Source organism: Thalassovita sp. ABM4_323, from assembly GCF_056158665.1.
On the sequence record NZ_JBSWTS010000007.1, the window covers coordinates 1,618,718 to 1,642,629 of the forward strand.

Annotated in this window: 24 protein-coding genes; 17 read left to right on the top strand and 7 right to left on the bottom strand. The window is 61.3% G+C overall.

Annotated elements, in window-relative coordinates; genetic code table 11:
• Positions 1 to 14: 14 nt before the first annotated feature.
• From mgtE to ACXADQ_RS10485, 4 genes are all read left to right on the top strand, one after another.
• Positions 15 to 1,412, top strand: coding sequence for a magnesium transporter (gene mgtE, locus ACXADQ_RS10470; RefSeq protein WP_475319957.1), 1,398 nt, complete (start codon positions 15 to 17; stop codon positions 1,410 to 1,412).
• Positions 1,409 to 1,969: a 5-formyltetrahydrofolate cyclo-ligase gene (locus ACXADQ_RS10475; RefSeq protein ID WP_475319961.1), complete on the top strand. Its 561-nt coding sequence runs from the start codon at positions 1,409 to 1,411 to the stop codon at positions 1,967 to 1,969. Before mgtE ends, ACXADQ_RS10475 begins: the two co-directional genes overlap by 4 nt.
• A 120-nt stretch (positions 1,970 to 2,089) precedes the next feature.
• Positions 2,090 to 2,902, top strand: a complete 813-nt coding sequence (locus tag ACXADQ_RS10480; protein WP_475319965.1) for a TIGR00282 family metallophosphoesterase — start codon at positions 2,090 to 2,092, stop codon at positions 2,900 to 2,902.
• Positions 2,903 to 3,011: 109 nt separating this feature from the next.
• Positions 3,012 to 4,790 carry an SLC13 family permease gene (locus tag ACXADQ_RS10485; RefSeq protein ID WP_475319968.1) on the top strand — a complete coding sequence of 593 codons (1,779 nt, stop codon included), beginning with the start codon at positions 3,012 to 3,014 and terminating at the stop codon, positions 4,788 to 4,790.
• A 4-nt stretch (positions 4,791 to 4,794) separates the two neighbouring features.
• Here ACXADQ_RS10485 and ACXADQ_RS10490 read toward each other — a convergent pair whose 3' ends face one another.
• Entirely contained in the window at positions 4,795 to 6,567 is a 1,773-nt protein-coding gene (locus ACXADQ_RS10490; RefSeq protein ID WP_475319970.1) for an SLC13 family permease, read from the bottom strand.
• A gap of 121 nt (positions 6,568 to 6,688) precedes the next feature.
• Between ACXADQ_RS10490 and ACXADQ_RS10495 the strand changes: the two genes are divergently transcribed.
• From ACXADQ_RS10495 to ACXADQ_RS10505, 3 genes are all read left to right on the top strand, one after another.
• Positions 6,689 to 7,429, top strand: coding sequence for a YebC/PmpR family DNA-binding transcriptional regulator (locus ACXADQ_RS10495; RefSeq protein WP_475326069.1), 741 nt, complete (start codon positions 6,689 to 6,691; stop codon positions 7,427 to 7,429).
• 156 nt (positions 7,430 to 7,585) lie between these two features.
• Positions 7,586 to 8,179, top strand: coding sequence for a LysE/ArgO family amino acid transporter (locus ACXADQ_RS10500; protein ID WP_475319972.1), 594 nt, complete (start codon positions 7,586 to 7,588; stop codon positions 8,177 to 8,179).
• 39 nt (positions 8,180 to 8,218) lie between these two features.
• Complete coding sequence (locus ACXADQ_RS10505) at positions 8,219 to 9,124, top strand: DMT family transporter (protein WP_475319975.1); 906 nt, start codon at positions 8,219 to 8,221, stop codon at positions 9,122 to 9,124.
• Here the strand turns inward: ACXADQ_RS10505 and choV are convergent.
• The 3 genes from choV to ACXADQ_RS10520 all read right to left on the bottom strand — a co-directional run bounded on the left by choV (position 9,121) and on the right by ACXADQ_RS10520 (position 12,075).
• Entirely contained in the window at positions 9,121 to 10,149 is a 1,029-nt protein-coding gene (gene choV, locus ACXADQ_RS10510; RefSeq protein WP_475319979.1) for a choline ABC transporter ATP-binding protein, read from the bottom strand. The two genes, ACXADQ_RS10505 and choV, sit on opposite strands and share 4 nt — an antisense overlap.
• Positions 10,146 to 10,982, bottom strand: coding sequence for a choline ABC transporter permease subunit (gene choW / locus ACXADQ_RS10515; protein ID WP_475319983.1), 837 nt, complete (start codon positions 10,980 to 10,982; stop codon positions 10,146 to 10,148). Before choW ends, choV begins: the two co-directional genes overlap by 4 nt.
• A gap of 169 nt (positions 10,983 to 11,151) precedes the next feature.
• Positions 11,152 to 12,075, bottom strand: coding sequence for a choline ABC transporter substrate-binding protein (locus tag ACXADQ_RS10520; RefSeq protein WP_475319985.1), 924 nt, complete (start codon positions 12,073 to 12,075; stop codon positions 11,152 to 11,154).
• A gap of 73 nt (positions 12,076 to 12,148) precedes the next feature.
• On the opposite strand from ACXADQ_RS10520, the gene betI reads away from it, so the two are divergent.
• From betI to ACXADQ_RS10545, 5 genes are all read left to right on the top strand, one after another.
• Positions 12,149 to 12,736, top strand: a complete 588-nt coding sequence (betI, locus tag ACXADQ_RS10525; RefSeq protein ID WP_475319987.1) for a choline-binding transcriptional repressor BetI — start codon at positions 12,149 to 12,151, stop codon at positions 12,734 to 12,736.
• 83 nt (positions 12,737 to 12,819) lie between these two features.
• Positions 12,820 to 14,280 carry a betaine-aldehyde dehydrogenase gene (betB, locus tag ACXADQ_RS10530; RefSeq protein WP_475319990.1) on the top strand — a complete coding sequence of 487 codons (1,461 nt, stop codon included), beginning with the start codon at positions 12,820 to 12,822 and terminating at the stop codon, positions 14,278 to 14,280.
• Positions 14,281 to 14,371: 91 nt separating this feature from the next.
• Complete coding sequence (betA, locus tag ACXADQ_RS10535) at positions 14,372 to 16,018, top strand: choline dehydrogenase (protein ID WP_475319993.1); 1,647 nt, start codon at positions 14,372 to 14,374, stop codon at positions 16,016 to 16,018.
• Between the two features lie 84 nt (positions 16,019 to 16,102).
• Positions 16,103 to 16,660 (top strand): hemerythrin domain-containing protein, encoded by a 558-nt coding sequence (locus tag ACXADQ_RS10540; protein ID WP_475319997.1) that lies wholly within the window; start codon positions 16,103 to 16,105, stop codon positions 16,658 to 16,660.
• Between the two features lie 101 nt (positions 16,661 to 16,761).
• Positions 16,762 to 17,004, top strand: coding sequence for an HP1242/YdcH family protein (locus tag ACXADQ_RS10545; RefSeq protein ID WP_475319998.1), 243 nt, complete (start codon positions 16,762 to 16,764; stop codon positions 17,002 to 17,004).
• A 5-nt stretch (positions 17,005 to 17,009) separates the two neighbouring features.
• Here the strand turns inward: ACXADQ_RS10545 and ACXADQ_RS10550 are convergent, their stop codons facing one another.
• The 3 genes from ACXADQ_RS10550 to ACXADQ_RS10560 all read right to left on the bottom strand — a co-directional run bounded on the left by ACXADQ_RS10550 (position 17,010) and on the right by ACXADQ_RS10560 (position 20,500).
• The gene (locus ACXADQ_RS10550) at positions 17,010 to 17,813 is read right to left on the bottom strand and encodes an alpha/beta hydrolase (protein WP_475320000.1); all 804 of its coding nucleotides are present in this window, start codon (positions 17,811 to 17,813) and stop codon (positions 17,010 to 17,012) included.
• A complete protein-coding gene (locus ACXADQ_RS10555; protein WP_475320004.1) occupies positions 17,813 to 19,210 on the bottom strand; it encodes a helix-turn-helix domain-containing protein in 1,398 nt (465 codons plus the stop codon). The genes ACXADQ_RS10550 and ACXADQ_RS10555 overlap by 1 nt, the downstream gene beginning before the upstream one ends.
• 72 nt (positions 19,211 to 19,282) lie before the next feature.
• Positions 19,283 to 20,500: a multidrug effflux MFS transporter gene (locus ACXADQ_RS10560; protein WP_475320008.1), complete on the bottom strand. Its 1,218-nt coding sequence runs from the start codon at positions 20,498 to 20,500 to the stop codon at positions 19,283 to 19,285.
• Positions 20,501 to 20,690: 190 nt separating this feature from the next.
• Between ACXADQ_RS10560 and ACXADQ_RS10565 the strand changes: the two genes are divergently transcribed.
• From ACXADQ_RS10565 to ACXADQ_RS10585, 5 genes are all read left to right on the top strand, one after another.
• Positions 20,691 to 22,223, top strand: coding sequence for an acyl-CoA carboxylase subunit beta (locus ACXADQ_RS10565; RefSeq protein WP_475320009.1), 1,533 nt, complete (start codon positions 20,691 to 20,693; stop codon positions 22,221 to 22,223).
• A 100-nt stretch (positions 22,224 to 22,323) separates the two neighbouring features.
• The gene (locus ACXADQ_RS10570; protein ID WP_475320010.1) at positions 22,324 to 22,677 is read left to right on the top strand and encodes a hypothetical protein; all 354 of its coding nucleotides are present in this window, start codon (positions 22,324 to 22,326) and stop codon (positions 22,675 to 22,677) included.
• Positions 22,678 to 22,684: 7 nt separating this feature from the next.
• Positions 22,685 to 23,095, top strand: a complete 411-nt coding sequence (locus ACXADQ_RS10575; protein ID WP_475320012.1) for a DUF6497 family protein — start codon at positions 22,685 to 22,687, stop codon at positions 23,093 to 23,095.
• 208 nt (positions 23,096 to 23,303) lie between these two features.
• The gene (locus ACXADQ_RS10580; RefSeq protein ID WP_475320014.1) at positions 23,304 to 23,444 is read left to right on the top strand and encodes a hypothetical protein; all 141 of its coding nucleotides are present in this window, start codon (positions 23,304 to 23,306) and stop codon (positions 23,442 to 23,444) included.
• Between the two features lie 78 nt (positions 23,445 to 23,522).
• Positions 23,523 to 23,879 carry a hypothetical protein gene (locus tag ACXADQ_RS10585; protein ID WP_475320017.1) on the top strand — a complete coding sequence of 119 codons (357 nt, stop codon included), beginning with the start codon at positions 23,523 to 23,525 and terminating at the stop codon, positions 23,877 to 23,879.
• Positions 23,880 to 23,912: the final 33 nt, after the last annotated feature.

Here is a 23,912-nt window from a genome sequence, read left to right on the forward strand (position 1 = left end):
AACGGGGGCGCGCGATGAGCGAAGACACCAACATCGACGACACCCAGCCGGAAACCGTGGAAAAAGGCGAATACAAGCTGGGCAAGCGCGACGTCGCGGCGATTCTGTACGCGGTCGACACGAATGACGCCGACAAGCTGCGCCAGTTGCTGGATCCGCTGCACCCGGCCGACATCGCCGACCTTCTGGAACAGCTGAACACGTTTGACCGGCGCCGGTTGGTGCTGTTGTTCGGCCAGGACTTCGAAGGCGATATCCTGTCGGAACTGGATGAAGGCATCCGCGAGGAAATCATCGCGGTCCTGCATCCGGACGTTCTGGCCGAGGCCGTGCGCGACCTGGAAACCGACGATGTTGTGGATCTGGTCGAGGATCTGGACGAGCCGCAACAAGAGGTGATCCTGGAGGCGCTGGAGGACAGCGACCGGGTTGCCGTTGAACAGGCGCTCAGCTATCCCGAGTTCGCTGCTGGCCGTTTGATGCAGCGCGAGGTCGTCACCGCGCCCGAACACTGGACGGTGGGCGACGCGATTGATTTCCTGCGCCATGCCAAGGACTTGCCCGATCAGTTTTATCACGTGACGCTGGTCGATCCGCGGATGCATCCGGTGGGGAATGTGACCCTGGGCAAGCTCATGTCCTCGCGCCGGGAAATCCCCCTGACCGAGATCGTCGAGGAAATTTTCCAGACCATTCCGGTGATGCAGGACGAAGGCGATGTGGCCTATGCGTTCAACCAGTATCACCTGATCTCGGCCCCCGTTGTGGACGAGGACGGTCGTCTGGTCGGGGTCATCACCATTGATGACGCGATGGCCGTTCTGGACGAAGAACACGAAGAAGACATCCTGCGCCTGGCCGGTGTCAGCGACGAAGCCAGCCTGTCCGACAGCATCATCGAAGCCGCCAAGGGCCGCGCGCTATGGTTGTTTGTGAACCTACTGACGGCCATATTTGCCTCGTTGGTGATTGATATGTTTGCAGAAACCATCGATCAGATGGTGGCGCTGGCCGTGCTGATGCCCATCGTGGCCTCGATGGGGGGCAATGCAGGCACGCAGACGATGACGGTGACTGTCCGCGCACTGGCGACGCGCGATCTGACCGCGCAGAACGCCATGCGTGTGGTCTGGCGCGAAATCTCGGTTGGGGCGCTGAATGGCGTGTTGTTTGGTGTGGTCATGGCTGGCGTCGCTGCGCTGTGGTTCGGAGTGCCGATGCTGGCAATCGTGATTGGCGTGGCCATGGTCTTGACCCAGATCGCTGCCGCGATCGGAGGCATCATCATCCCGATGGCGCTGGACCGTTTTGGTATCGACCCGGCGCTGGCTTCGGGGCCGTTCGTGACGACTGTCACGGATGTTGTGGGCTTTTTCGCCTTCCTCGGGCTGGCTGCGTCGGTCTTGCTATGATCGATCTGGCCGCACAGAAGGCCGCCGCGCGCAAGGCTGCTTTTGCCCGACGTAAGGCCGCGCATGGGGCGGGTCTGGTTGGGCGCGCTGGCCAACTGTCACAGGTATTGGCGGGCTATCGTGGCGTGCCGCTGGCCGGGTACATGCCCCTCCGGTCCGAGATCAACCCGCTGCCCGCGATGGAGGAGGCCGCTGCTCACGGGCCTGTCGGCGTGCCGGTGATCATGGGCGAAGGGCAGCCATTGCAGTTTTCCCTGTGGGAGCCGGGCTGCGCTATGAAAGACGGCCCCTTCGGCGCTCAAATCCCGGCGGTGGAGGAGTTTTTCGAGCCTGAGATCGTGATCGTGCCGCTGGTGGCCTTTGATCGCCACGGGGGGCGGCTGGGCTATGGCGGCGGGTTTTATGACCGCACGCTGGAACAGCTACGGGCCCGCCGTGCGACGCTGGCCATCGGGTTCGCTTATGTCGCACAAGAGGTCGCAGAGCTGCCGTTGGAGCCCACCGATCAGTCGCTGGACATGATCGTGACGGAGGAGGGGGTCCTCTCGTTCGGATAGTCCTGCGCCCGGTGCTAAGGGCGGGATTTGGGTATTTTTGCCAAGAAAAAGCAGCTGGTTGCGCGACAAAGGGCGATGTTGGCTCTTGCCTGTGGCGGCGCCGGGGCCTAGGCAGAAGCTATGAAGATACTTTTTCTTGGTGATGTGATGGGGCGCGCCGGACGGCGGGTCGTGACTGAAAATCTGCCGCGTTTGCGCGACGAGTGGAAGCTGGATTTCGTCGTGGTGAACGGCGAAAACGCCAGCAACGGGGCGGGGTTGACCGGGGCGCATGCCAAGCTGTTGCTGGATGCGGGCGCCGATGTGCTGACGCTGGGCGATCACGCGTTCGACCAAAAGGACATGCTGCAATTCATCGAGAGTGAGCAGCGCGTGCTGCGTCCTCTGAACTTTGCCAAGGGCGCGCCCGGTGTTGGGGCGCGGGTGTTTCAGGATCGGCGCGGGCGCAAGATCCTTGTGGCGCAGGTTCTGGGCAATGTCTTCATGAAGCGCGCCTTTGATGATCCGTTTTCAACGATTGACGAGGTGCTGAAGCGGCACACGCTGGGGGGCTCGGTTCAGGCGACGCTGGTTGATGTGCATTGCGAAGCCACCAGCGAAAAGATGGGGATGGGCCATTTCTGTGACGGGCGCGCCAGCCTGGTGGTCGGAACGCATACGCATGTGCCCACCGGGGATGTTCAGATCCTGCCCAAGGGGACTGGGTTCTTGTCAGATGCCGGGATGTGCGGTGATTACGACAGTGTCATCGGCATGGAAAAGGCTGAACCGATGCGTCGGTTCGTTACCGGGATGGTCAAGGGGCGGTTCACTCCTGCGAACGGAGACCCGACCCTGTCCGGGGTCTATGTCGAAACTGACGACAAGACCGGTCTGGCCAAAGAGGTGCGAATGATCCGTCAGGGCGGGCGGTTGCAACCGTCTGGATTATAATCAGAATTTACAAACTTAGCGCACAAAGCGCGATAGTGTGCAGATGGCCTCTTGCTCGTGATGGCGGCATGGGCGACACTGTTTCGAATTGATTGCTCAGGGTATCTACATGGAAATTTTCCATCTGTCCCAGTCCACGCAGGCGATATTGGCGCTGTTGGTGGTATTGGGCATGTTTGTCCTATTCATTAAAGAAGTTTTTCCCACCGAAGTTGTCGCCATCTTTGGCGTTGGGTTCATGTTGGTGTTCGGGCTGCTGCCCTATGATGCGGCGCTGAGCGTGCTGTCCAACCCCGCGCCCTGGACGATTGCGATGATGTTTATCGTGATGGGGGCCTTGGTGCGGACGGGGGCCCTGGACGCGTTCACGGTTCTTGCCGATCAGCAAGCGCGCTCAAATCCCAAATTGGCCATTGCGATGCTGTTGGCCTTTGTGGTGCTGGCCTCGGCCGTGATGAACAACACGCCGGTTGTGGTTGTGATGATCCCGGTCTTTGTCCAACTGTCCCGCACGCTGGGTGTCGGAGCCAGCAAGCTGTTGATTCCGCTCAGCTATGCCGCAATCGTCGGGGGGACGCTGACGTTGGTGGGGACCTCGACCAACCTGTTGGTGGACGGTGTCGCACGCGCGCAGGGGCTGGAGGCATTTTCCATTTTCGAGGTGACGCCGTTGGCGGTTGTGCTGGTGATCTGGGGGATGCTGTATCTGGTGATCTTCGGGCGTTTCCTGCTGCCAGATCGCACCAGCATGGCCAGTATGCTGTCCGACAAAAGCCGGATGAAGTTCTTTACCGAGGCCGTGATTCCCCCTGATTCCAACCTGATCGGGCGCGAGGTGCAGGGCGTACAGCTGTTCAAACGCGAAGGGGTGCGCCTGATCGACGTGATCCGCGGGGATCAATCTTTGCGGCATGCGATGCAGGGGGTCGAGTTGCAGGTCGGGGACCGGGTGGTTCTGCGAACCCAAATGACCGAGCTGCTGAGCTTGCAGCGCAACAAGAGCCTGAAACGCGTGGATCAGGTTTCGGCGGTTGAAACGCAGACGGTTGAGGTGCTGATCACTCCGGGCTGTAAAATGGTCGGGCGGTCCCTGGGCGCGATGCGTTTGCGCCGCCGCTATGGTGTGTATCCGCTGGCGGTGCACCGTCGGAACCAGAATATTGGCTCGAATTTGCAGGACCTTGTGGTCCGGGTCGGGGACACGTTGTTGCTTGAGGGCAGCCCGGATGACATTCAGCGCCTGGCCTCGGATATGGACATGGTGGACGTGACCCATCCGTCGGCCAAGGCCTTTCGGCGCAGCCAGGCCCCGATTGCGATCGCCGCGTTGGCCGGGGTGGTTGTGTTGGCCGGGTTTGGGGTCGCGCCGATCCTGCTGCTGTCTACATTGGCGGTGGCCTTGGTGCTGATCACGCGTTGCATCGATTTAGACGAGGCGTTTTCCTATATCGACGGTCGTTTGCTGGCGCTGATCTTTGCGATGCTGGCCATCGGGGCGTCGTTGCAACATACCGGCGCGGTCGAACTGGTGGTGGGTTTTGTCGAACCCGCCCTGTCCGCGATGCCGCCCTTCCTGATGATCTGGGCGGTGTACCTGCTGACCTCGGTTCTGACCGAGATGGTGTCGAATAACGCCGTGGCCGTGGTGGTGACGCCGATCGCCATGGGATTGGCGACGGCGCTGGGGGTGGATCCGCGCCCGTTGGTGGTGGCGGTGATGCTTGCGGCCTCGTGCAGCTTTGCCACGCCCATCGGGTATCAGACCAACATGCTGGTTTACGGTCCGGGTGGATACCGGTTCACTGACTTCATGAAGGTGGGCGTGCCACTGAACCTGAGCATGGGCATCCTGGCCTCGGCGCTGATCCCGTTTTTCTTTCCTCTGTAAGGGGTTACAGCGGCCAGAAGATTAGGATCAACGGGATCGAGACGCTGACCACCAGCACCTCGAGCGGCAGGCCCATGCGCCAGTAATCGCCAAAGCGATAGCCGCCGGGGCCCAGCACCAGCGTGTTGTTTTTGTGCCCGATCGGGGTCAGGAAGGCCGCCGAGGCCGCGATGGCCACGGCCATCAGGAACGGATCAGGGTTCACGCCCAGTTGCTGCGCCATCTGGATGCCAATTGGGGCCGCGACAATGGCCGTGGCGGTGTTGTTCAGCACATCCGACAGGGTCATCGTCACCACCATCAACACCGTCAGGATCGCCCAGGCGGGCCAGCCCTCGGTCAGGCCAACCAACCCACCCGCGATCAGCTCGGTCCCGCCCGAGGTTTCCAGCGCCGCCCCCAGCGGGATCATCGAGCCCAACAGAACCACCACGGGCCATTCGATATGATCGTAAAGTTCCTGAAGCGGCAGAATTTTCGACAGCACATAGGCCACCACGACCAGCCCCAGCGCGATGGGCAGATAGATCAGCCCAACACTGGCGGCCAGAACAGCGGCGGCGAACAGGCCAATGGCCAGCCAGGTTTTGGAATCCTCGGTGACTGCCAATCCGCGGTCGGCCAGGGGCAGAACGCCCAGCCATTCCATGACATCGGCCCCGGTGCCGCGCGGGACCAGCAGTAGCAGAATATCCCCGGCCTCGACCTCGGTCTTGCGGACCTGCTGGCGGATGGATTTGCCCTGGCGCGAAATCCCCAACAAGACCGAGCGTTGCCGCCACGCCAGCCCGACCGCCTGCGCGGTGCGTCCGTTCAGGCGGGATTCGATGGGCACCACGGCCTCGATCACCTCAAGCCCTTCTCCGTCGGCCTTCAGCAAGCTTTCGCGTTTGTCATCCGAAAAGGCCAGCGACAGGGCCGCGCGGAATTCATCCAACGGGTCGGGGGCGGCCTCCAGCACCAGCGCGTCGCCGGCCTGCAACACTGTATAGCGCGAGCGGCCATAGCGCCGTTTCCCGTCCCGGATCAGCCCGATGATGGCCACGTCGGCCTTTTCGGCCTCCTCGTACAGTTCCTCGACCCGCTGACCGACCAGTTTGCTGCCGTCGGGGATGGTCAACTCGGCGATGTAATCCCCCAGATCAGCGACTTGGGCAGTGGCATCCTCGCGTTTGGGGATCAGCCGCCAGCCGATCAGGGCCACGAAAATCAGCCCGGCGATGGCCGTCAACCCGCCGACCGGGGCGAAATCGAACATGGAAAATGGCTCGCCCAGGGATTCCTCGCGGATCGCGGCGATGATGATATTGGGAGGCGTGCCGATCAGCGTGGCCATGCCGCCCAGAATGGTGGCAAAACTCAGCGGCATCAGGCTCAGCCCCGGGCTGCGCCCCGCCTTATGCGCGGTCTGGATGTCCACCGGCATCAGCAAGGCCAGCGCCGCGACATTGTTCATAAAGGCTGACAGGATGCCCCCGATTCCGCCCATCAGCGCGATATGCCCCCCCAGCGCGCGGCTGCTGTCCACCAATGTGCGTGTGATCAGGAAGACCGCGCCTGATCGCACCAGCCCGGCTGACACCACCAGCACCAGCGCCACAACCAGCGTCGCCGAATGGCCAAAGCCCGAGAACGCGTCTTTCACCGGCACCACGCCCAAAACGACTCCCAGCATCAGCGCGCTGAACGCCACTAGATCATAGCGATACCGGCCCCAGAGCAACATGGCGAAGACACCGCCGAACAGGGTAAACAGGATGATCTGGTCTGTGGTCATGGATGGGTCCTCCTGCCTGCCAGACAATCCCAAGGCCGCGATGAACGCAACCTCCTTGCGGCTTGCCCCCTGGGTGACTTATAGAGACCCGAAGAAATGTATTCAGATGATGGAGGCACCGATGGCCGGCCACTCTAAATGGGCAAACATCCAGCACCGCAAGGGGCGCCAGGACGCGGCGCGCTCGAAGCTGTTTTCGAAACTGTCGAAGGAAATCACCGTCGCCGCAAAAATGGGCGACCCTGATCCCGACAAGAACCCGCGCCTGCGTCTGGCCGTGAAAGAGGCCAAATCGAACTCGGTCCCCAAGGACGTGATCGAACGCGCGATCAAGAAATCGACCGCTGGCGATGGCGACGATTACGAAGAAATCCGCTACGAAGGCTATGGCCCTAATGGTGTGGCGGTGATCGTCGAAGCGATGACCGACAACCGCAACCGCACAGCCTCGGTCGTGCGGTCGACCTTTACAAAGAATGGTGGCAATCTGGGCGAGACCGGCTCGGTCGGCTTCATGTTCGACCGCAAGGGCGAGGTCACATACCCTGCCGAAGTGGGCGATGCGGACACCGTGATGATGGCCGCGATCGAAGCGGGTGCCGAAGACGTGGAAAGCAGCGAAGATGGCCATATCATCTGGTGTGCCGACACGGACCTGAATGAGGTGTCGAATGCGCTTGAGGCCGAACTGGGCAAGTCGGATTCGACCAAGCTGGTGTGGAAACCCCAGACCACCACCGAGCTGGGCCTGGAAGACATGCAAAAGCTGATGAAGCTGATCGATGCCTTGGAAGATGACGACGATGTGCAGCGCGTCACCACCAACTTCGAGGCCTCGGACGAGGTGATGGAACAGCTGTAACCAGCACAGATATGATGGAAACGGGCCGGCTCTTTTCGCAGCCGGCCTTTTTCTTGGCGCGGGGGGGATCTGTTGCCGCTGCGCGTCTTCCTGCGCCATGAAAACTGCGGTATGGGGATCAATGCTCCATTTATGAGTTCGGGCAGGGTGATAGATATGGTGTCTTTGACAGCGGGGTTTTGGCTGGGCTTGTCCCTGATCCTGGCGATTGGGGCACAGAACGCGTTCGTTTTGCGCCAAGGCGTGCGATCCGAGCACGTCTTTGCCGTCTGTCTGACCTGCGCCTTGTCCGATGCCGTGTTGATTGCGGCTGGGGTGTCGGGCTTTGGCACCCTGGTAACGAAACTGCCCTGGCTCGAGCCCGTCATGCGCTGGGGTGGCGCTGCCTTTCTGGTGGTCTATGGCGCGCGCGCCTTTTGGTCTGCCTTCAAAGGCGGCGAAAACCTAGAGGCCGCGGACCAGGGACGTGCCAGCCTAAAGGGCGTTTTGGCGACCTGCTTGCTGCTGACCTGGGCCAACCCGCATGTGTATCTTGATACGGTTGTTCTGCTGGGATCGGTCGCGGCGCAATATGAAAACCAGCTGAACTTTGCTTTGGGCGCGATGACAGCCAGCTTTGTTTTCTTTTTCTCGCTGGGCTATGGCGCGCGCCGCTTGGCACCGCTGTTCGCGCGCCCGGTGGCCTGGCGTATTCTGGACGTGCTGGTGGGCTGTATCATGTGGTCCATCGCCGCGAGTTTGCTGTTTTAGTACCTTGCGATCCCGGGTGTTCCGGCAGATAATACACATATGAACAATTCGCAGCCTCAACGTCCTGTCGTCGGCATCCTCTGGATGCTGGTGACGGGTATGCTTTTCGTTGGCGTGACGGCCCTGGTCAAAACCCTGGGACCTGTCATTCCTGCGGTCGAGGCCGCATTTTTGCGCTATGCGATTGGGCTGGTGTTTGTCTTGCCCATGCTTCGCCCAATTCTGCGCAGCCGGTTGACGCGCCGCCAGTGGGGTTTGTTTACCCTGCGAGGGATCGCGCATTCCGTAGGGGTCGGGCTGTGGTTCTATGCCATGGCGCGCATTCCGATCGCTGATGTCACCGCGCTGAACTACTTGTCTCCGATCTATGTCACCTTGGGCGCCGCGCTTTTCCTGGGCGAGAAGCTGGCGCTGAGGCGCGTTTTGGCGGTTTTGGCCGCGCTCTTGGGGGCGCTGATCATCCTGCGCCCGGGCTTCCGAGAGATCGGCAACGGTCACATGGCCATGCTGCTGGCGGCGGTGGTGTTTGGTGTTTCGTATCTGTTGGCCAAGCGCCTGACGGATCAGACCAACGCCGCCGTAGTGGTGGGGATGTTGTCCATCTTTGTGGCGATCGGGCTGGCGCCTGTGGCGATTGCCAATTGGGTCACGCCTGATTTGCGTGCGTTGGGTCTGTTGACTGGTGTGGCGCTGTTGGCGACGGCGGGGCACTACACCATGACGCTGGCCTTTGCCTCGGCCCCCGTGACGGTGACGCAGCCGGTCACGTTTCTACAACTGCTGTGGGCCAGCCTGCTGGGGTATTTCGTCTTCGACGAGGGCCTGGATCTGTGGGTCATGGTCGGAGGCATGGTGATCCTGGGATCGGTCACGTTCATCACCTGGCGCGAGGCTGTTTTGAAACGGCGCACGCGCACCCCCGTGGCCGTGGCCACCAAGGTTTAGTCTCCGCGCGGATCCAAAAGCTTGGCCAGGATCGTTTCCGAGGTCACATGCCCCAGCACCTGCCCGTCCTCAACCACCGCAACCGGGCCATTCGCTGTCATGGTCATCACGTCTTTGACAGGGGTGTCCGCCGCGATGCTGGCGCTGGCCTCGCCGTCGGCTGGGCGCATCACATCAGCGGCGCTCAGCACCCCCAACGGGTTCATATGGGCCACGAATTCGGCCACGTAATCCGTTGCGGGGGATGTGAAAATCTCTTGCGGAGTGCCGCATTGGACGATCCGGCCGCCTTCCATGATGGCGATGCGGTTGCCCAGCTTAAAGGCCTCGTCCAGGTCATGGCTGACAAAGATGATGGTGCGTTTCAGCTTTTGTTGCAGGTCCAGCAGCTCGTCCTGCAAATGCGCGCGGATCAGAGGGTCCAAGGCCGAGAACGGCTCGTCCATCAGCAGGATCGGCGCTTCGGTCGCAAAGGCGCGGGCCAGGCCAACCCGTTGCTGCATGCCCCCCGACAGGGCGCTGACCCGCTGATCGGCCCAATCGGCCAGACCGACAAGTTCCAGCTGGGTTTGAACGCGAGAGGCCCGTTCGGATTTGGGCACACCCGCCAGTTCCAACCCCAGCCCGACGTTTTCGCGTACCGAACGCCAGGGCAGCAGCCCGAATTGTTGAAACACCATGGCGACGCGTTCCATCCGCAAACGGCGCAGAGAGGATTTGTCGGCATGGGTGACGTCGACCAGCTCGGTTCCGTCCCCAACAAACGTGGCGCCGCGCACGACGGGGTTCAGCCCGTTGACCGCCCGCAACAGTGTGGATTTGCCCGAGCCCGACAGGCCCATCAGCACCAGAATTTCGCCCTCTTTGACGTCCAAAGAGCAGTTGTGAACGCCCAGCACCTGGCCGGTGGCCTCTTGGACCTCGGCGCGGGATTTCCCTTCGTCCATCAGGGGCAGGGCGCGGACGGGATGGTCGCCGAACACGATGGAAACATTGTCGAATTTCACTGCGGTCTTGGCGGTCATTTCTTGCCCTCCACGCGCAGCATCCGGTCCAGCAGGATGGCCAAAACCACGATCACAAAGCCCAATTCAAAGCCCAGGGCCGTGTCCACACGGTTCAGTGCGCGCACCACCGGCACGCCCAGCCCATCCGCGCCCACCAGCGCCGCGATCACCACCATGGACAGCGACAACATGATGGTCTGGTTCAAGCCGGTCATGATCTGGGGCAGGGCATAGGGGAGCTCGACCTTCAGCAGGGTTTGGCGCGGGGTGGCACCAAAGGCCTGCGCGGCCTCGAGCAGGGGTTTCGGTGTCGAGGTGACGCCCAAATGCGTCAGACGGATCGGCGCGGGCAGCACAAAGATCACCGTGGCGATCAGGCCGGGCACCATGCCGATGCCAAAGAACACGATGGCGGGGATCAGATAGACGAAGGTGGGCAGCGTCTGCATCAGGTCCAGCACGGGGCGCATGGCCTGATAGAGCTTGGGCCGGTGAGCGGCGGCGATGCCGATGGGCACGCCCAGCCCCATGCAGACAACGCAGGCCGACAGAACCAGCGTGAGGGATTCGGTGGTCTCTTCCCAATAGTCCTGATTGAGGATGAAGAGAAACCCCAAAGCCACCATCAGCGCGGGTTTCCAGTTCCGCTGAATGGCGTAGGTCAGTGCAGCAAACAGAGCGATGATGATCAGGGGATGAGGCGTTTGCAGCACCCAGAGGATGCCGTCGATCAGCGCCTCGAGCGCGTCAGAAAGCCCGTCAAAAAACAGTGCGCCATGCAACTGGAGCCAGTCGAAGATCCGGGCGGCAAACTTGCCAATGGGGATTTTGGTTTCGGTGATCCAGTCCATGTCTCTTCTCTGTTGTTGGGAAGCTATGGCGTATGCCAACCGAGCGCGGGGGCAATGTCAAACACGCGTTGCCAAACGGGCAGGGCTGCGCCCTGTCTCTGCGCCTCGGCCCCCCTCCTGTCCTCCCCCCGTGGCCGGGGGGAGGGAGCCTGAGGAGGCCGGGCCTGACTTACAGGCCGAGTGCTGCGTTGACAGCGGCGGTGGCGTCGCCGCCATCGATGGTGGTCACCCCGTCCAGCCAGGGGGCAAAGGCGGCGGGGTTGGATTTGAGCCACGCCATTGCTGCCTTTTCGGGATCGGTGCCGTCATTCAGGATGGCGCCCATGATCTCGTTTTCCATGGCCAGGGTGAATTCCAGGTTGGTCAGCAGTTTGCCAACATTGGGGCATTCGCTGACATAGCCTGCGCGGGTGTTGGTAAAGACAGTGGCGCCGCCCAGATCGGGGCCGAACCAGTCATCCCCGCCGGTCAGGTAGGACATGTCGAAATTGGCGTTCATCGGGTGGGGTTCCCAGCCCAGGAAGACGACCGGATCGCCTTTGCGATCGGCGCGGGCCACCTGGGCCAGCATGCCTTGTTCGCTGCTTTCGACCACTTCGAACCCGTCCAGACCAAAGGCGTTGGCGGCAATCATGTCCATGATCAGGCGGTTGCCGTCATTGCCGGGCTCGATGCCGAAGATTTCGGCATCCAGCGCGTCTTTGTGCGTGGCGATGTCGGCGAAATCCTTGATGCCCAGATCGGCGGCGGCCTTGTTCACGGCCAGGGTGTATTTCGCGCCGTAGAGGTTGGCGCGGACGGTGTCGACGGTGCCGGCCTCGCGGTAGGGGGCGATGTCGGCCTCCATCGTGGGCATCCAGTTGCCCAGGAAGATGTCGATGTCGCCCTTGGCCAGCGAGGTATAGGTGACCGGAACGGACAGGACCTTGATGTCGGTGTCATATCCCAGCGCGTCCAGAACCACGGTGGTGGCGGCGGTGGTGGCGGTGATGTCGGTCCAGCCAACATCCGAGAAGGTGACCTCGGTACAGTCGGCCAGGGCAGGGGTGGCGGCCAGCACGGCCAGGACAGAAAGTGTGGACTTCAGGGTCATGGTGACCTCCCGGTTTTTATTGATTGACGAGTCAATAAAAAACCATCTAGCCTAGCATAGCAAGGAGTTTGTTATGCCAAAGCTGGGTATGGAACCAATTCGACGGGCATCGTTGATAAAAGCGACAATTGCTGAAATTGGCGCGGCGGGGTCCTTGGATGTGACCGTCAGCCAGATCGCAAAGCGCGCGGGAATGTCCAGTGCGCTGGCGCATCATTACTTTGGCGGCAAAGAGCAGATATTCCTGGCGGCGATGCGCCATACCCTGACCGTCTATGGGGACGAGGTGCGCGAGGCCTTGCACCAGGCCACCACCGCCCGCGGGCGGGTCGAGGCGATCGTGCGCGCCAGTTTCAGCCAGATGAATTTCCGGCACGAGGTCGTGGCCGCCTGGCTGAATTTCTATGTTCTGGCGCAAAAATCGGATCAGGCACGGCGGTTGCTGGTGGTCTATCAGGTGCGATTGCGATCGAACCTGCGACACGCCTTGCGGCCGCTTTATGGGGCGCAGGCCGAGGAGTTGGCCGAACGGATCGCAGCCCTGATTGACGGGGCCTATCTGCGTCAATCTTTGGGGCTCGAGCGCGAGGATGCCGACAGCGTTATGCGGATGATCATGGGGTGCCTGCCCGGGCTGGAGCACGTCCATGGCCAGGCCTGACATGTCCATGGAATTCACGATGTCATGGGGTTTCTGCTGCGGGTTCTGAAACGCGCGAGGCCTCGATATTTTTAGGGAAAACAATGAGCTATCCAACTCAACCGACTGCCAGCCATTTCGTGAACGGTGCCTATCTGGAGGACACGGCTGGTGTCCCGATCGACGTGATCTATCCCGCGACCGGCGAGGTGATCGCGACCGTTTATGCGGCCACGCCAGCGGTGGTGGATGCGGCGTTGAACGCGGCCAGGGCGGCTCAGGCTGAATGGGCCGCCATGTCGGGTACTGATCGGGGCCGCATCTTGCGCCGCGCTGCTGATTTGATCCGCGCGCGCAATCGGGATTTGTCGGTGCTCGAGACCTATGACACCGGCAAACCCTTGCAGGAAACGCTGGTGGCGGATGCGACCTCGGGCGCGGATGCGCTGGAGTATTTCGGTGGTCTGGCCGCGTCGTTGACGGGCGAACATATCCCGCTGGGCGACGGCAATTGGGCCTATACGATGCGCGAGGCGTTGGGCGTTTGTGTGGGGATCGGGGCGTGGAATTATCCTACGCAGATTGCCTGCTGGAAGGCCGCGCCAGCGCTGGCCTGTGGCAATGCGATGGTGTTCAAACCCTCGGAAACCACGCCTTTGTGCGCGTTGAAAGTGGCCGAAATCCTGCATGAGGCGGGCCTGCCCGCGGGGCTGTTCAACGTGGTTCAGGGCATGGGCGAGGTCGGCGGCAGCCTGGTGACAGACCCGCGCGTGGACAAGGTGTCATTGACCGGATCGGTGCCGACGGGGCGCAGGGTCTATGCCGCCGCAGCGGGCCAGATGAAACATGTGACGATGGAGCTGGGCGGGAAGTCTCCGCTGGTGGTTTTCGATGATGCGGACATCGAGGATGCCGTGGGGGGCGCCATTCTGGGGAACTTCTATTCCTCGGGGCAGGTGTGCTCGAACGGGACGCGGGTGTTCGTTCAGAAAGGCATCAAAGAGGCGTTTCTGAAGCGGCTGACTGAACGGCTGGCGGAGGCAAAGATCGGGGATCCGATGGACGAGGAGGTCAGCTTTGGCCCCATGGTGTCCGAAGCGCAGCTGGCCATCGTAGAGCGTTACATCACAAAGGGGCAGGATGAAGGAGCGCGTCTGGTATGTGGTGGTAAGCGGCTGGAAGAAAAAGGATTTTTTATCGAGCCGACGGTGTTTGCTGATGTCAGCGACGACATGGTGATCGCCCGCGAAGAGATTTTTGGCCCGGTGATGTGCGTGTTGGACTTCGAAGAGGAAGGCGAAGTTCTGGCGCGGGCCAATGAGACCGAGTTCGGGCTGGCTGCGGGGGTGTTTACCCGCGATCTGGCGCGTGCTCATCGGATGGTGGCGGGGTTCGAGGCGGGCACTTGTTTCATCAATTCCTATAACGACGCGCCCGTGGAGGTGCCGTTCGGAGGTGTGAAAGCTTCGGGCGTGGGGCGTGAGAATTCCAAGGCGGCCATCGAGCATTATTCGCAGCTGAAATCGGTTTTCGTGCGCATGGATGCTGTCGAAGCGCCTTTCTGACACCTTTGGGCCGCGCCTTTCGGGCCGGCCCGCCCGCCCACCCCCGTCCCGAGAGGCGCGGGTCACTGGGTGGCCAAGCGGAGCAATGAAAATGGAAGCGGATTTCGTGATTGTGGGCGCAGGCAGTGCTGGCTGCGCCATGGCGTATCGGTTGGGTGAATCGGGCGCCAGTGTTCTGGTGATCGAATATGGTGGCACGGATGCCGGACCCTTCATCCAGATGCCTGCGGCTTTGTCCTATCCCATGAACATGGGGATCTATGATTGGGGTTATCAGTCCGAGCCAGAGCCGCATTTGGGGAACCGCCGATTGGCGACGCCGCGGGGCAAGGTGATTGGGGGGTCGTCCTCGATCAACGGGATGGTGTTCGTGCGCGGCCATGCCCGTGATTTCGACCATTGGGCCGAGGCAGGTGCCGAGGGTTGGGGCTATGCCGATGTGTTGCCCTATTTCAAACGGATGGAGACCTGGCACGGCGGAACGTCGGAATTTCGGGGCACCGATGGGCCGTTGCATGTGACACGCGGGCCGCGCAAGAACCCGCTGTTTCACGCATTTGTCGAGGCCGGAAAACAAGCCGGATACCCGGTGACGCAGGACTATAACGGTCAGCAGCAAGAGGGTTTCGGCCCGATGGAGCAGACAGTGTATCGGGGGCGGCGCTGGTCGGCGGCAAATGCCTATCTGAAGCCCGCAAAGAAGCGTTTTAACGTGGATGTGGTGCGCGGTTTGGCGTGTAGGGTGGTGATCGAAGAGGATCGCGCCGTGGGGGTCGAGATTGAACGTGGTGGCCAGCGGCAGATCATCCGTGCGCGGCGCGAGGTGGTGCTGGCGGCCTCGTCGATCAACTCGCCCAAGCTGCTGATGCAATCTGGGATCGGGGCGGGCGCGCACTTGGCCGAGCACGGAATTGACTTGGTCGCGGACCGGCCCGGCGTGGGTGCGAACCTGCAGGATCACCTTGAGATCTACATGCAGATGGCGGCCAGCCAGCCGGTGACGCTCTACAAGTATTGGAACCTGGTGTGGAAAGGTTTGATCGGCGCGCAGTGGCTGTTCACCGGCAAGGGGCTGGGCGCGAGCAACCAGTTTGAAAGCGCAGGGTTTATTCGGTCTGCGGCGGGCGTAGATTACCCGGATATCCAGTATCACTTTCTGCCGATCGCGGTGCGCTATGATGGTAAAGCTGCGGCCGAGGGGCATGGTTTCCAGGCCCATGTCGGCCCGATGCGCAGTGAATCGCGCGGGGCGGTGACCTTGCGCTCGGCCGATCCCAAGGATGCGCCGGTGATCCGGTTTAACTACATGTCTGAGGAAAGCGATTGGCGGGATTTCCGGCAATGCATCCGATTGACGCGCGAGGTGTTCGGGCAGGACGCGTTCAAGCCCTTTGTGAAACACGAGATCCAGCCCGGTGCAGACCTGCAAACCGATGACGAGCTGGACAGCTTTATCCGCGAACACGCCGAAAGCGCCTATCACCCGTGCGGCACCTGCCGGATGGCGCGGGCGGATGATCCGCTGGCCGTGGTCGATCCACAGGCGCGGGTAATCGGGGTCGAGGGGCTGCGGGTGGCCGACAGCTCGATTTTCCCGCGGATCACCAATGGCAACCTGAACGCGCCCTCGATCATGGTGGGCGAGAAGGTCAGCGATTTGTTGCTGGGACGCGCGCCTTTGGCTCCGGAAAACCTGGCGCCGTGGATGCATCCAGATTGGCAATCTGCACAGCGTTAAACTCGTGCGGATTGCGACGAAAATCGGGGATTTTCTTGGATGCTGGCCGCGATACTTTAGATTGGACGTTTTAGGGCGATGGTTATGTCGAATTGGTTAGAGGCGCGTGAAGGCCTTCCGGAACATCTGCGGGTGTTGCGGGCGCTGTACCCGCGCGAGATGTGGACAGGGCACGCGCATTTCAATGGACTAACAGCCTTCTGGTTGGAGAGGCACGGCATGTTCCGGCAGGTGATGACGCGGCTGGTGGGCGATACGCAGGCGATGCTGGACGCGCGCGCGCCGCGCTATGGGGCCGAGATGCCCCGCTTGACCGGGTTCCTGCTGGATCAGTTGCACGGGCATCATGGGATCGAGGACGATCACTATTTTCCAATGTTTCGCGGGCTGGATGCGCGCTTGCAGGGTGGCTTTGATTTGCTGGATGCGGACCACCACGCGCTGCACGATCATATGGAGCAGCTGGCCGTTCAATCCAACGCGGTACGCCGGGCGATCGTGGCCGGAGACGTCCCGCGCGACGACGTGGCCCGGTTGTTGCAGGTACAAGAGGCCTTTGATCATTTCCTGACGCGGCATCTAGAGGACGAAGAGGATCTGATTGTGCCGCTGATCCTGGAATATGGGGCCGATATGGCGTGAGAATTCGCGTGGTTTTTGTGACCGATTGATCCGTATCAAGGTTGGCGCCGGGGGGCTTGGGTAGGCTCTGTTGAAACTTACGACAGGAAGGAGATCGCGCGATGTCGAACACCCCCCACGAGCTGCATGAAGAGTTCCCCGAGCACGCCGCAGCCATCAGCGAACTGAAGCAGAGCAATGCTCATTTCGCCAAGCTGGCCGACGAGTATCACGAGGTTAACCGCGCCGTACATCGGGCCGAAACCAATGTGGAACCCATCGAACAGCTGGCCGAAAACGATCTGCGCAAGCGTCGTACCCTGCTGAAGGACGAGCTGTACGCCATGATCAAGGAAACCGCCTGAGGCGCTTAGGTCTGGGACAGGAATTGCCAGATTTTGGGCAGGGTGTCTGACCGCCAAAGGTCGGTGTGACCTGCGCCTTTAACAGCCAGAAAAGTCTTGTTCCGGGATGGGGCGGCAGCATGGATCTGCCGCCCCATTTCTATGGGGATCAATGTATCCTGTGTGCCGTGAACGATCATCAGTGGCAGCTTCAGGTGCTGCGCGCGCTCCAGCGAGGGCCACTGGTTGGACAGCTTGTCGACCAATGAAACCAACGATGGGTAGTGCGTTTCGGCCATGGCATGGATTGAACTTAACGGCGCCTCAAGCAACAAACCGTCTGCATGGGCGCCTTGGGCGATCAGCGCAATCGAAACAGCCGTGCCCAGGCTTTCGCCATAGACCACGCGTTTCGCGGATTGAGGCCAGTCGGGATGATTGGCAACCAATAGGGCGTCGGCGATCAGCGCCTCTTCGGTCGGGGTGCCCGAGCTGCCGGACGAGCCTCGATAGGCAGGCGCGATCAAGCCGAACCCCTGATCCAGTATCCGCTGGAAGCGGCCCGCGCGGGTGGCCAGGTTGCCCGCATTCCCGTGGAAATACAGGATCACGGGCTTGCCGCGTTTGGGTGGTGCGGACCAGACCACCAGGCTTTCGCCGTCGGGGGTATTCAGGCGAGTTTCGCGCACCGCTGACAGGCCTGCCTCGGCCGGGCTGACATGGCGCGGATCAAAGGGATAGATCAGCCAGCGCTCGGCCTGGCTGGCGGCGGCGGCGACGGCCAGAACCACGCCCGCCAACAGAACCAAGCGAAACACAAGACGGCGCATCAATCGACCCTGTAGGGCAGGACGCCGCGTTCGTTGGCGTCGATGGTCAGGCGACGTTCCAGCGGCGGAACCGAGCGTTGATGGCAGTCTTTGCGCTCGCAGATGCGGCAGGAAATCCCGATGGGCTCGTAGGCCTTGGGGTTGGTCAGGTCCAGATCATCGGCATAGACCAGATCATGCGCGTGACGCACCTCGCAGCCCAAAGAGATCGCGAAACGGCGCACCGGCGCGCCAAAGCTGCCAGCAGGTTTGGACACGTCGCGCGCCAGGCTGATATAGCGCACGCCATCGGGGGTTTCGGCCAGCTGACGCAGGAAACGGCCCGGTGTTTCAAAGGCTTGGTGCACGTTCCACAGCGGGCAGGCCCCACCGAAACGGGCAAATTGCAGGCGCGTGGCGCTGTGGCGCTTGGTGATCGTGCCAGCCTGATCGACACGCACGAAAAAGAACGGGATGCCCTTGGCGCTGGGCCGTTGCAGCGTAGACAGGCGATGGGCGACTTGCTCAATCGAGGCGCCGAACTGATGGGCCAGCAGCTCCAGATCGTGGCGCGTGGACTGGGCCGCGGCCAGAAAGGCGCCATAGGGCATCAGGCTGGCCCCGGCAAAATAATTGGCCAGGCCGATTTTCGCGATCGAGCGCGCCTCTTCGGTTTGGAACCGGGCCAGATCCAGCGTGGCCTCTAACAGTTTGTCCTGATGCAGCAGGGCGATTTGTAGCAGCAATTGGAAGGTCTGCGTTTCCGGCGCGGCGCGGTTCGACAGGGTCAGGACACGGTTTTCGCGGTCAAAGTACCGGGTGGCCGGGGCCTCGGTCGATTTCACGGTGATCCCGGCGGCCCGCAGTGTGTGCATCGCATGCAGACGGATGCCCTGATCTCCGGCCCCTTGAGCGAAATGTTCGGCCGCGCGGTCGACGGCATCGATATAGTTGTCGCAGTAGTGGAAAAAATCGCGCACCTCGTCCCAAGGAGAGGGCTGAGTGCGGCTGTCTTCGCGCCCCAAAGCCTCGTCCAGACTGGCCAGGCGTTCGTGGGTTTGGCGATAGGCGCGATGCAAATCCAGAAAGGCGCGGGCCAAGGCAGGTGCGTTCGAGGCCGTCAGCCGCAGATCGGCCAGGGGCGGGGCCGCATCGGCAAAAACCGGGTCGGCCATGGCCTCGCGCATGTCGCTGACCAGACGCTCGGAATCCCCGGTGCTGAGCTCGGTCACATCAAAGCCAAATTCCTGCGCCAGCGCCAGAACCACGGTGGTAGACACCGGGCGGTTGTTGTTCTCCATCTGGTTCAGATAGGGCAAGGACACGCCCAGCTTGGCGGCGAATTCTTTCTGCGTCAGCGCCAGCCGCGTGCGGGTCTCGCGCAGCTTCGCACCGGCATAGAGTTTCTGAGTGGCCATGGTGTCTCGATTGTTTGCAACTTAACCCGAAACACAGGGTAGCTTTGCAAACCCGGGGCGACAAGAGGGCGGTTACAGCGAATCCAGCTGACGCTCGCGCCGGATGACCAGCAAAATGGCCACCACGGACAATACACAGGTCGTCATCATCAATGTCAGCAGGGGCAGGTCGGTGGATCCGGGCGTCAGCAGCACCCCGGCCAGCGCCGACAGGGCCGCGCCACCGCCGATCATCATCGCTCCGCCCAGGCCCGAGGCCGTGCCGGCCAGATGCGGACGCACCGACAACATCCCCGCATTGGCATTGGGCAGCGAAATACCATTGCCCAGCCCAACGAATACGATGCTGCCAAAAAAGATCAGCACGTCATTTGCACCGGCCAATGCAAAACTCAGCGGGATCAGCGGGCCAAGGCAGGCAATAAGCGATCCGCTCAGCACCATTTTGTTGATCCCGACGCGGGCCGAATACCGCCCGGATATGAAATTCCCGATGAAATACCCGATGCCCGGCGCCATGAAATAGGTGCCCAGCTCGGCCGGTTGCAGGTTATAGACATTCATGCCGACAAAGGGCGAACCGCCCAGATAGGCGAAAAACGCGCCCGACCCAAACGCCGCCGCCGCGCAGTAGCCCCAGAATCGCGGCGAGGCCAGCAGCTCGGGGTATTCGCGGAATTGCTGGATCAGCGAGTTGTCTGACTTGGGCGCGGTCTCGCCCAGATCGGCCCAAAGCAGCGCCAGCAGGAACAGGCCCGCAGCCAGCAGCACCCAGAAATTCGCCTGCCAGCCAAAATGTTCTTGCAAAAATCCCCCCAGCACGGGCCCCAGCATCGGGACCAGTGACATGCCCATCGTGACATATCCAATCATCGAGGCCGCTTGCGCGTCCGGCACGATGTCGCGGATCACTGCGCGCGACAGGACAAGGCCGACGGCGACGACGGCCTGTAACATGCGAAAGATCATGAAGACCTCGCCGCTTTGGGCCATCAGGCATCCGAGAGTTGCGAGGCAGAACACCGACACGCCGGTCAACAGAACGCGACGGCGGCCAAACTTGTCCGAGATCGGTCCGATGAACAGTTGCAGGAACCCGCTCACCCCCAGATACAGGGCGACGGAAAGCTGCATAAAGCCGTATTCGACACCGAAATGCTGCGTCATGGCGGGCAGCGACGGCAAGAAGATGTTCATCACCAGCGCCGAGATGCCGGCCAATAAAATCAGTGTCGAGATATGAGGTGCACTCGTCCGGTCTAGATATCGGACCACAAGATTACTGTTCATGTGCGAATGATTAGGCTCGGTGCGACAGGTTGTCCACCACATCCCTGGTGGATTTTGTCCAAATGGACGAATATTTACACATTTGCAATTCGCCGCATGATGCTTGCCAAATATTTGCAAATTTGCCGAAAATGTCTTTGCGCTTGCAGCACGTGCCCTTATACCCGTTTCAATTCAGAAGGGGACCGACATGAAAGATATCCTCCAGGAACTGGAAAACCGCCGCGCTGACGCCCGCTTGGGTGGGGGTCAGAAACGTATCGACAGCCAGCACGCCAAAGGCAAGCTGACCGCCCGCGAGCGGATCGAGCTGCTGCTGGACGAAGACTCGTTTGAAGAGTTCGACATGTTCGTGTCGCACCGCTGCACCGATTTCGGTATGGAAAACCAAAAACCCGCAGGTGATGGCGTCATCACCGGTTGGGGCACCATCAATGGCCGCATGGTCTATGTGTTCAGCCAGGACTTTACGGTTCTGGGGGGCTCGGTGTCTGCGACCCACGCGATGAAGATCTGCAAGATCATGGACATGGCCATGCAAAATGGTGCCCCTGTGATCGGCCTGAACGACTCGGGCGGGGCCCGTATTCAGGAGGGCGTGGATGCGCTGGCCGGCTATGCCGAGATTTTCCAGCGTAACATCATGGCCTCGGGCGTGATCCCGCAGATCTCGGTTATCATGGGGCCCTGTGCCGGTGGTGCCGTGTATTCGCCCGCGATGACCGACTTTATCTTCATGGTCAAGGACAGCTCGTACATGTTCGTGACCGGCCCTGACGTTGTGAAAACTGTCACCAACGAGGTCGTCACCGCCGAGGAGCTGGGCGGCGCAAGTACCCACACCAAGAAATCCTCGGTCGCGGATGGCGCGTTTGAAAACGACGTCGAAGCGCTGGCCGAAGTCCGCCGCCTGGTCGACTTCCTGCCGCTGAACAACCGTGAAAAGCCGCCCGTGCGCCCGTTCTTTGACGAGCCCGGCCGTGTCGAGGACAGCCTGGACACTCTGGTCCCTGAGAACCCCAACACGCCCTACGATATGAAGGAACTGATCCTGAAAATCGCGGACGAGGCGGATTTCTACGAGATTCAGGAAGACTACGCCAAGAACATCATCACCGGGTTTGTCCGCATGGAAGGCCAGACCGTGGGTGTTGTCGCCAACCAGCCGATGGTTCTGGCGGGCTGTCTGGACATTGACAGCAGCCGCAAGGCCGCGCGTTTCGTCCGTTTCTGTGATGCGTTCGAAATTCCGATCCTGACCCTGGTGGACGTGCCCGGCTTCTTGCCCGGCACCAGCCAGGAATACGGCGGCGTCATCAAGCACGGCGCTAAACTGCTGTTCGCCTATGGCGAGGCAACCGTGCCCAAGGTCACCGTCATCACCCGTAAAGCCTACGGTGGTGCCTATGACGTGATGGCGTCCAAGCACCTGCGTGGTGATTTCAACTATGCTTGGCCGACTGCGGAAATCGCGGTGATGGGCGCCAAAGGCGCGACCGAAATCATCCACCGTGCCGATCTGGGTGACGCGGACAAGATCGCGCAGCACACCGCCGATTACGAAGACCGTTTCGCCAACCCGTTTGTGGCGGCCGAGCGTGGCTTCATCGACGAGGTGATCCAGCCCAAATCGACCCGCCGGCGCGTGTCGCGTGCCTTTGCCAGCCTGCGCAATAAAAAGCTGCAGAACCCCTGGAAAAAGCACGACAACATCCCGCTGTAAGGGATACCTGGGTGGGGGCGTCAGCGCCCCCGCGCTCTAGCGTAGTGGCATGGATCACAACGGGTCTTGATCCCGTTGGGCAGTCTTGGAAGGGACGGACGTGAGCCGATCAAAGTGGCATATCCAAACAGAAGAGGGCGCGCTGACTTTGGCGCGATCCTTGCCTGTGCGCTTTGATGTCTCGGCGCAGGTGATGCTGCCCCGTTGTAGCAAGCGCCGTCTGGCCATGCAGATCCGTCAGGACATGTGGCGCCTGCTGCAGAACCTGCGCGGATTTTCCCCCATCGTACGCGTCGAAGACGCGGGAGACATGCTGCGTGTCACGGCAGGTGGGCGCATGGATCAGCGGGCCTTCCCTAAGGGAAAGTCCGAAGAAAAGTTGCGCGACATGCTGGCAGGCAGACAGAAAAATATTCGCTGGGTGACATATGCCGGGGTGTTCTGCTATGAGTAGAGCCCTGATGATATCAGCCGCGTTTGGAGGGTGCCTTTGGGTATCTGCGGCCACGGCGGGCGTGCAAGAGGAGGCCCCCGCCGTGCCCTCCATTCAGGACCTGCCGTCGGGGCTGTCCGTGACGCTTCAGGAACACTTTGTCGATACGCTGCCGGATGGGTCAGATCAGGCGCGATTCCGCTTTGTTGCTCCGGGTTTGGGGCAGGGCGCGGGCTTTGCTCGGGTCGAGTTAGATTTCCCCATTCTGTGCGCCGATATCGCGGTGCCGACATTGGCGACAACACGCCCGGATGTGACGCAGGTCATCATTTCAATGGCGGCAAAACCCTTGGCGTTCGGCGCGACCGACCCGTCGGTTGTTCAGTATTTCGAAGCTTTCCGCATCGAAAATGGCTCCTGCATCTGGGAGGTTTTCTGATGTACACACAACATCTTGCGGATCGTTCTTCACCTAACTGTGGTTTTGAGGCTTTCGCGCCACAGACCGGCAACACGCACCCTCAGCAATACCTTTTCCTGGCCAAATCGGCTATGCTTCGCCCCGGTGGCCCCCGTGCCACCCGTATATCGTGCATGAGGCAGTCGGGGAGCAAAACCCCCGCGCAACAAGATTACAGGAGAAGCAAATGTCGAAGAAATTCCAGATCGTCGTGGCTCTGTGCGCCGCGTCCTTCGTGGCCGCTTGCGCCCAGCCGCAAGAAGAGTTCGTGGTCGTTGAACCCGAGCCCATCAGCGCAGAACCCGTATACACCGGTAAATACAAATAAGGGCCAGCCCCTGACGCAAACAGGTTGGGCGGTCGCGCCCAGCCTGATTCGCCTCGGTTCCGGCCTGGGAGAGACCCCATGCTGAAGCACCGAGGATTTCCTGGGCGGATGCCCAGCACCGATTTCCAATTCACCATCCGTCGCGCCAATCCCAAGGGTGTGACCCCGCTGACCAAGCGCGAGCGTTTTCGCGACCGCCGTCCGGCGGATCGGCGCGCGGACACGGCCTTTATGGCCGCGTTGTGGCAGCATTTCGGGGACCAGCCCTTTGAGCGGGGCAACCTGGATGCGGGCCGCCTGAGCTGGTTGTTCGGCCGCGAGGTGATCGCCGCAGAAGAGCCCTTTGATCCGGCCAGCTATGACGCGCTGCTGGTGATCGACGAAGCCGTCGCCCGCGCCTCGTTTCCCGAGGCCTTTGAAGATCAGGAGTGGTGATCGGCATGTTTTCGCGCAACCCACAGCAGATTG

What these genes read in the sequence shown, in the direction of transcription:
- ACXADQ_RS10580 (WP_475320014.1), top strand. Translation starts at nt 23,304, where the DNA reads ATGTCGAAGAAATTCCAGATCGTCGTGGCTCTGTGCGCCGCGTCCTTC.
- ACXADQ_RS10495 (WP_475326069.1), top strand. Translation starts at nt 6,689, where the DNA reads ATGGCCGGCCACTCTAAATGGGCAAACATCCAGCACCGCAAGGGGCGC.
- betB (WP_475319990.1), top strand. Translation starts at nt 12,820, where the DNA reads ATGAGCTATCCAACTCAACCGACTGCCAGCCATTTCGTGAACGGTGCC.
- ACXADQ_RS10575 (WP_475320012.1), top strand. Translation starts at nt 22,685, where the DNA reads ATGATATCAGCCGCGTTTGGAGGGTGCCTTTGGGTATCTGCGGCCACG.
- ACXADQ_RS10520 (WP_475319985.1), bottom strand. Translation starts at nt 12,075, where the DNA reads ATGACCCTGAAGTCCACACTTTCTGTCCTGGCCGTGCTGGCCGCCACC.
- ACXADQ_RS10550 (WP_475320000.1), bottom strand. Translation starts at nt 17,813, where the DNA reads ATGCGCCGTCTTGTGTTTCGCTTGGTTCTGTTGGCGGGCGTGGTTCTG.
- ACXADQ_RS10540 (WP_475319997.1), top strand. Translation starts at nt 16,103, where the DNA reads ATGTCGAATTGGTTAGAGGCGCGTGAAGGCCTTCCGGAACATCTGCGG.
- choW (WP_475319983.1), bottom strand. Translation starts at nt 10,982, where the DNA reads ATGGACTGGATCACCGAAACCAAAATCCCCATTGGCAAGTTTGCCGCC.
- ACXADQ_RS10545 (WP_475319998.1), top strand. Translation starts at nt 16,762, where the DNA reads ATGTCGAACACCCCCCACGAGCTGCATGAAGAGTTCCCCGAGCACGCC.
- ACXADQ_RS10480 (WP_475319965.1), top strand. Translation starts at nt 2,090, where the DNA reads ATGAAGATACTTTTTCTTGGTGATGTGATGGGGCGCGCCGGACGGCGG.
- ACXADQ_RS10565 (WP_475320009.1), top strand. Translation starts at nt 20,691, where the DNA reads ATGAAAGATATCCTCCAGGAACTGGAAAACCGCCGCGCTGACGCCCGC.
- ACXADQ_RS10560 (WP_475320008.1), bottom strand. Translation starts at nt 20,500, where the DNA reads ATGAACAGTAATCTTGTGGTCCGATATCTAGACCGGACGAGTGCACCT.
- ACXADQ_RS10475 (WP_475319961.1), top strand. Translation starts at nt 1,409, where the DNA reads ATGATCGATCTGGCCGCACAGAAGGCCGCCGCGCGCAAGGCTGCTTTT.
- ACXADQ_RS10490 (WP_475319970.1), bottom strand. Translation starts at nt 6,567, where the DNA reads ATGACCACAGACCAGATCATCCTGTTTACCCTGTTCGGCGGTGTCTTC.
- mgtE (WP_475319957.1), top strand. Translation starts at nt 15, where the DNA reads ATGAGCGAAGACACCAACATCGACGACACCCAGCCGGAAACCGTGGAA.
- betA (WP_475319993.1), top strand. Translation starts at nt 14,372, where the DNA reads ATGGAAGCGGATTTCGTGATTGTGGGCGCAGGCAGTGCTGGCTGCGCC.
- ACXADQ_RS10485 (WP_475319968.1), top strand. Translation starts at nt 3,012, where the DNA reads ATGGAAATTTTCCATCTGTCCCAGTCCACGCAGGCGATATTGGCGCTG.
- betI (WP_475319987.1), top strand. Translation starts at nt 12,149, where the DNA reads ATGCCAAAGCTGGGTATGGAACCAATTCGACGGGCATCGTTGATAAAA.
- choV (WP_475319979.1), bottom strand. Translation starts at nt 10,149, where the DNA reads ATGACCGCCAAGACCGCAGTGAAATTCGACAATGTTTCCATCGTGTTC.
- ACXADQ_RS10505 (WP_475319975.1), top strand. Translation starts at nt 8,219, where the DNA reads ATGAACAATTCGCAGCCTCAACGTCCTGTCGTCGGCATCCTCTGGATG.
- ACXADQ_RS10555 (WP_475320004.1), bottom strand. Translation starts at nt 19,210, where the DNA reads ATGGCCACTCAGAAACTCTATGCCGGTGCGAAGCTGCGCGAGACCCGC.
- ACXADQ_RS10500 (WP_475319972.1), top strand. Translation starts at nt 7,586, where the DNA reads ATGGTGTCTTTGACAGCGGGGTTTTGGCTGGGCTTGTCCCTGATCCTG.
- ACXADQ_RS10585 (WP_475320017.1), top strand. Translation starts at nt 23,523, where the DNA reads ATGCTGAAGCACCGAGGATTTCCTGGGCGGATGCCCAGCACCGATTTC.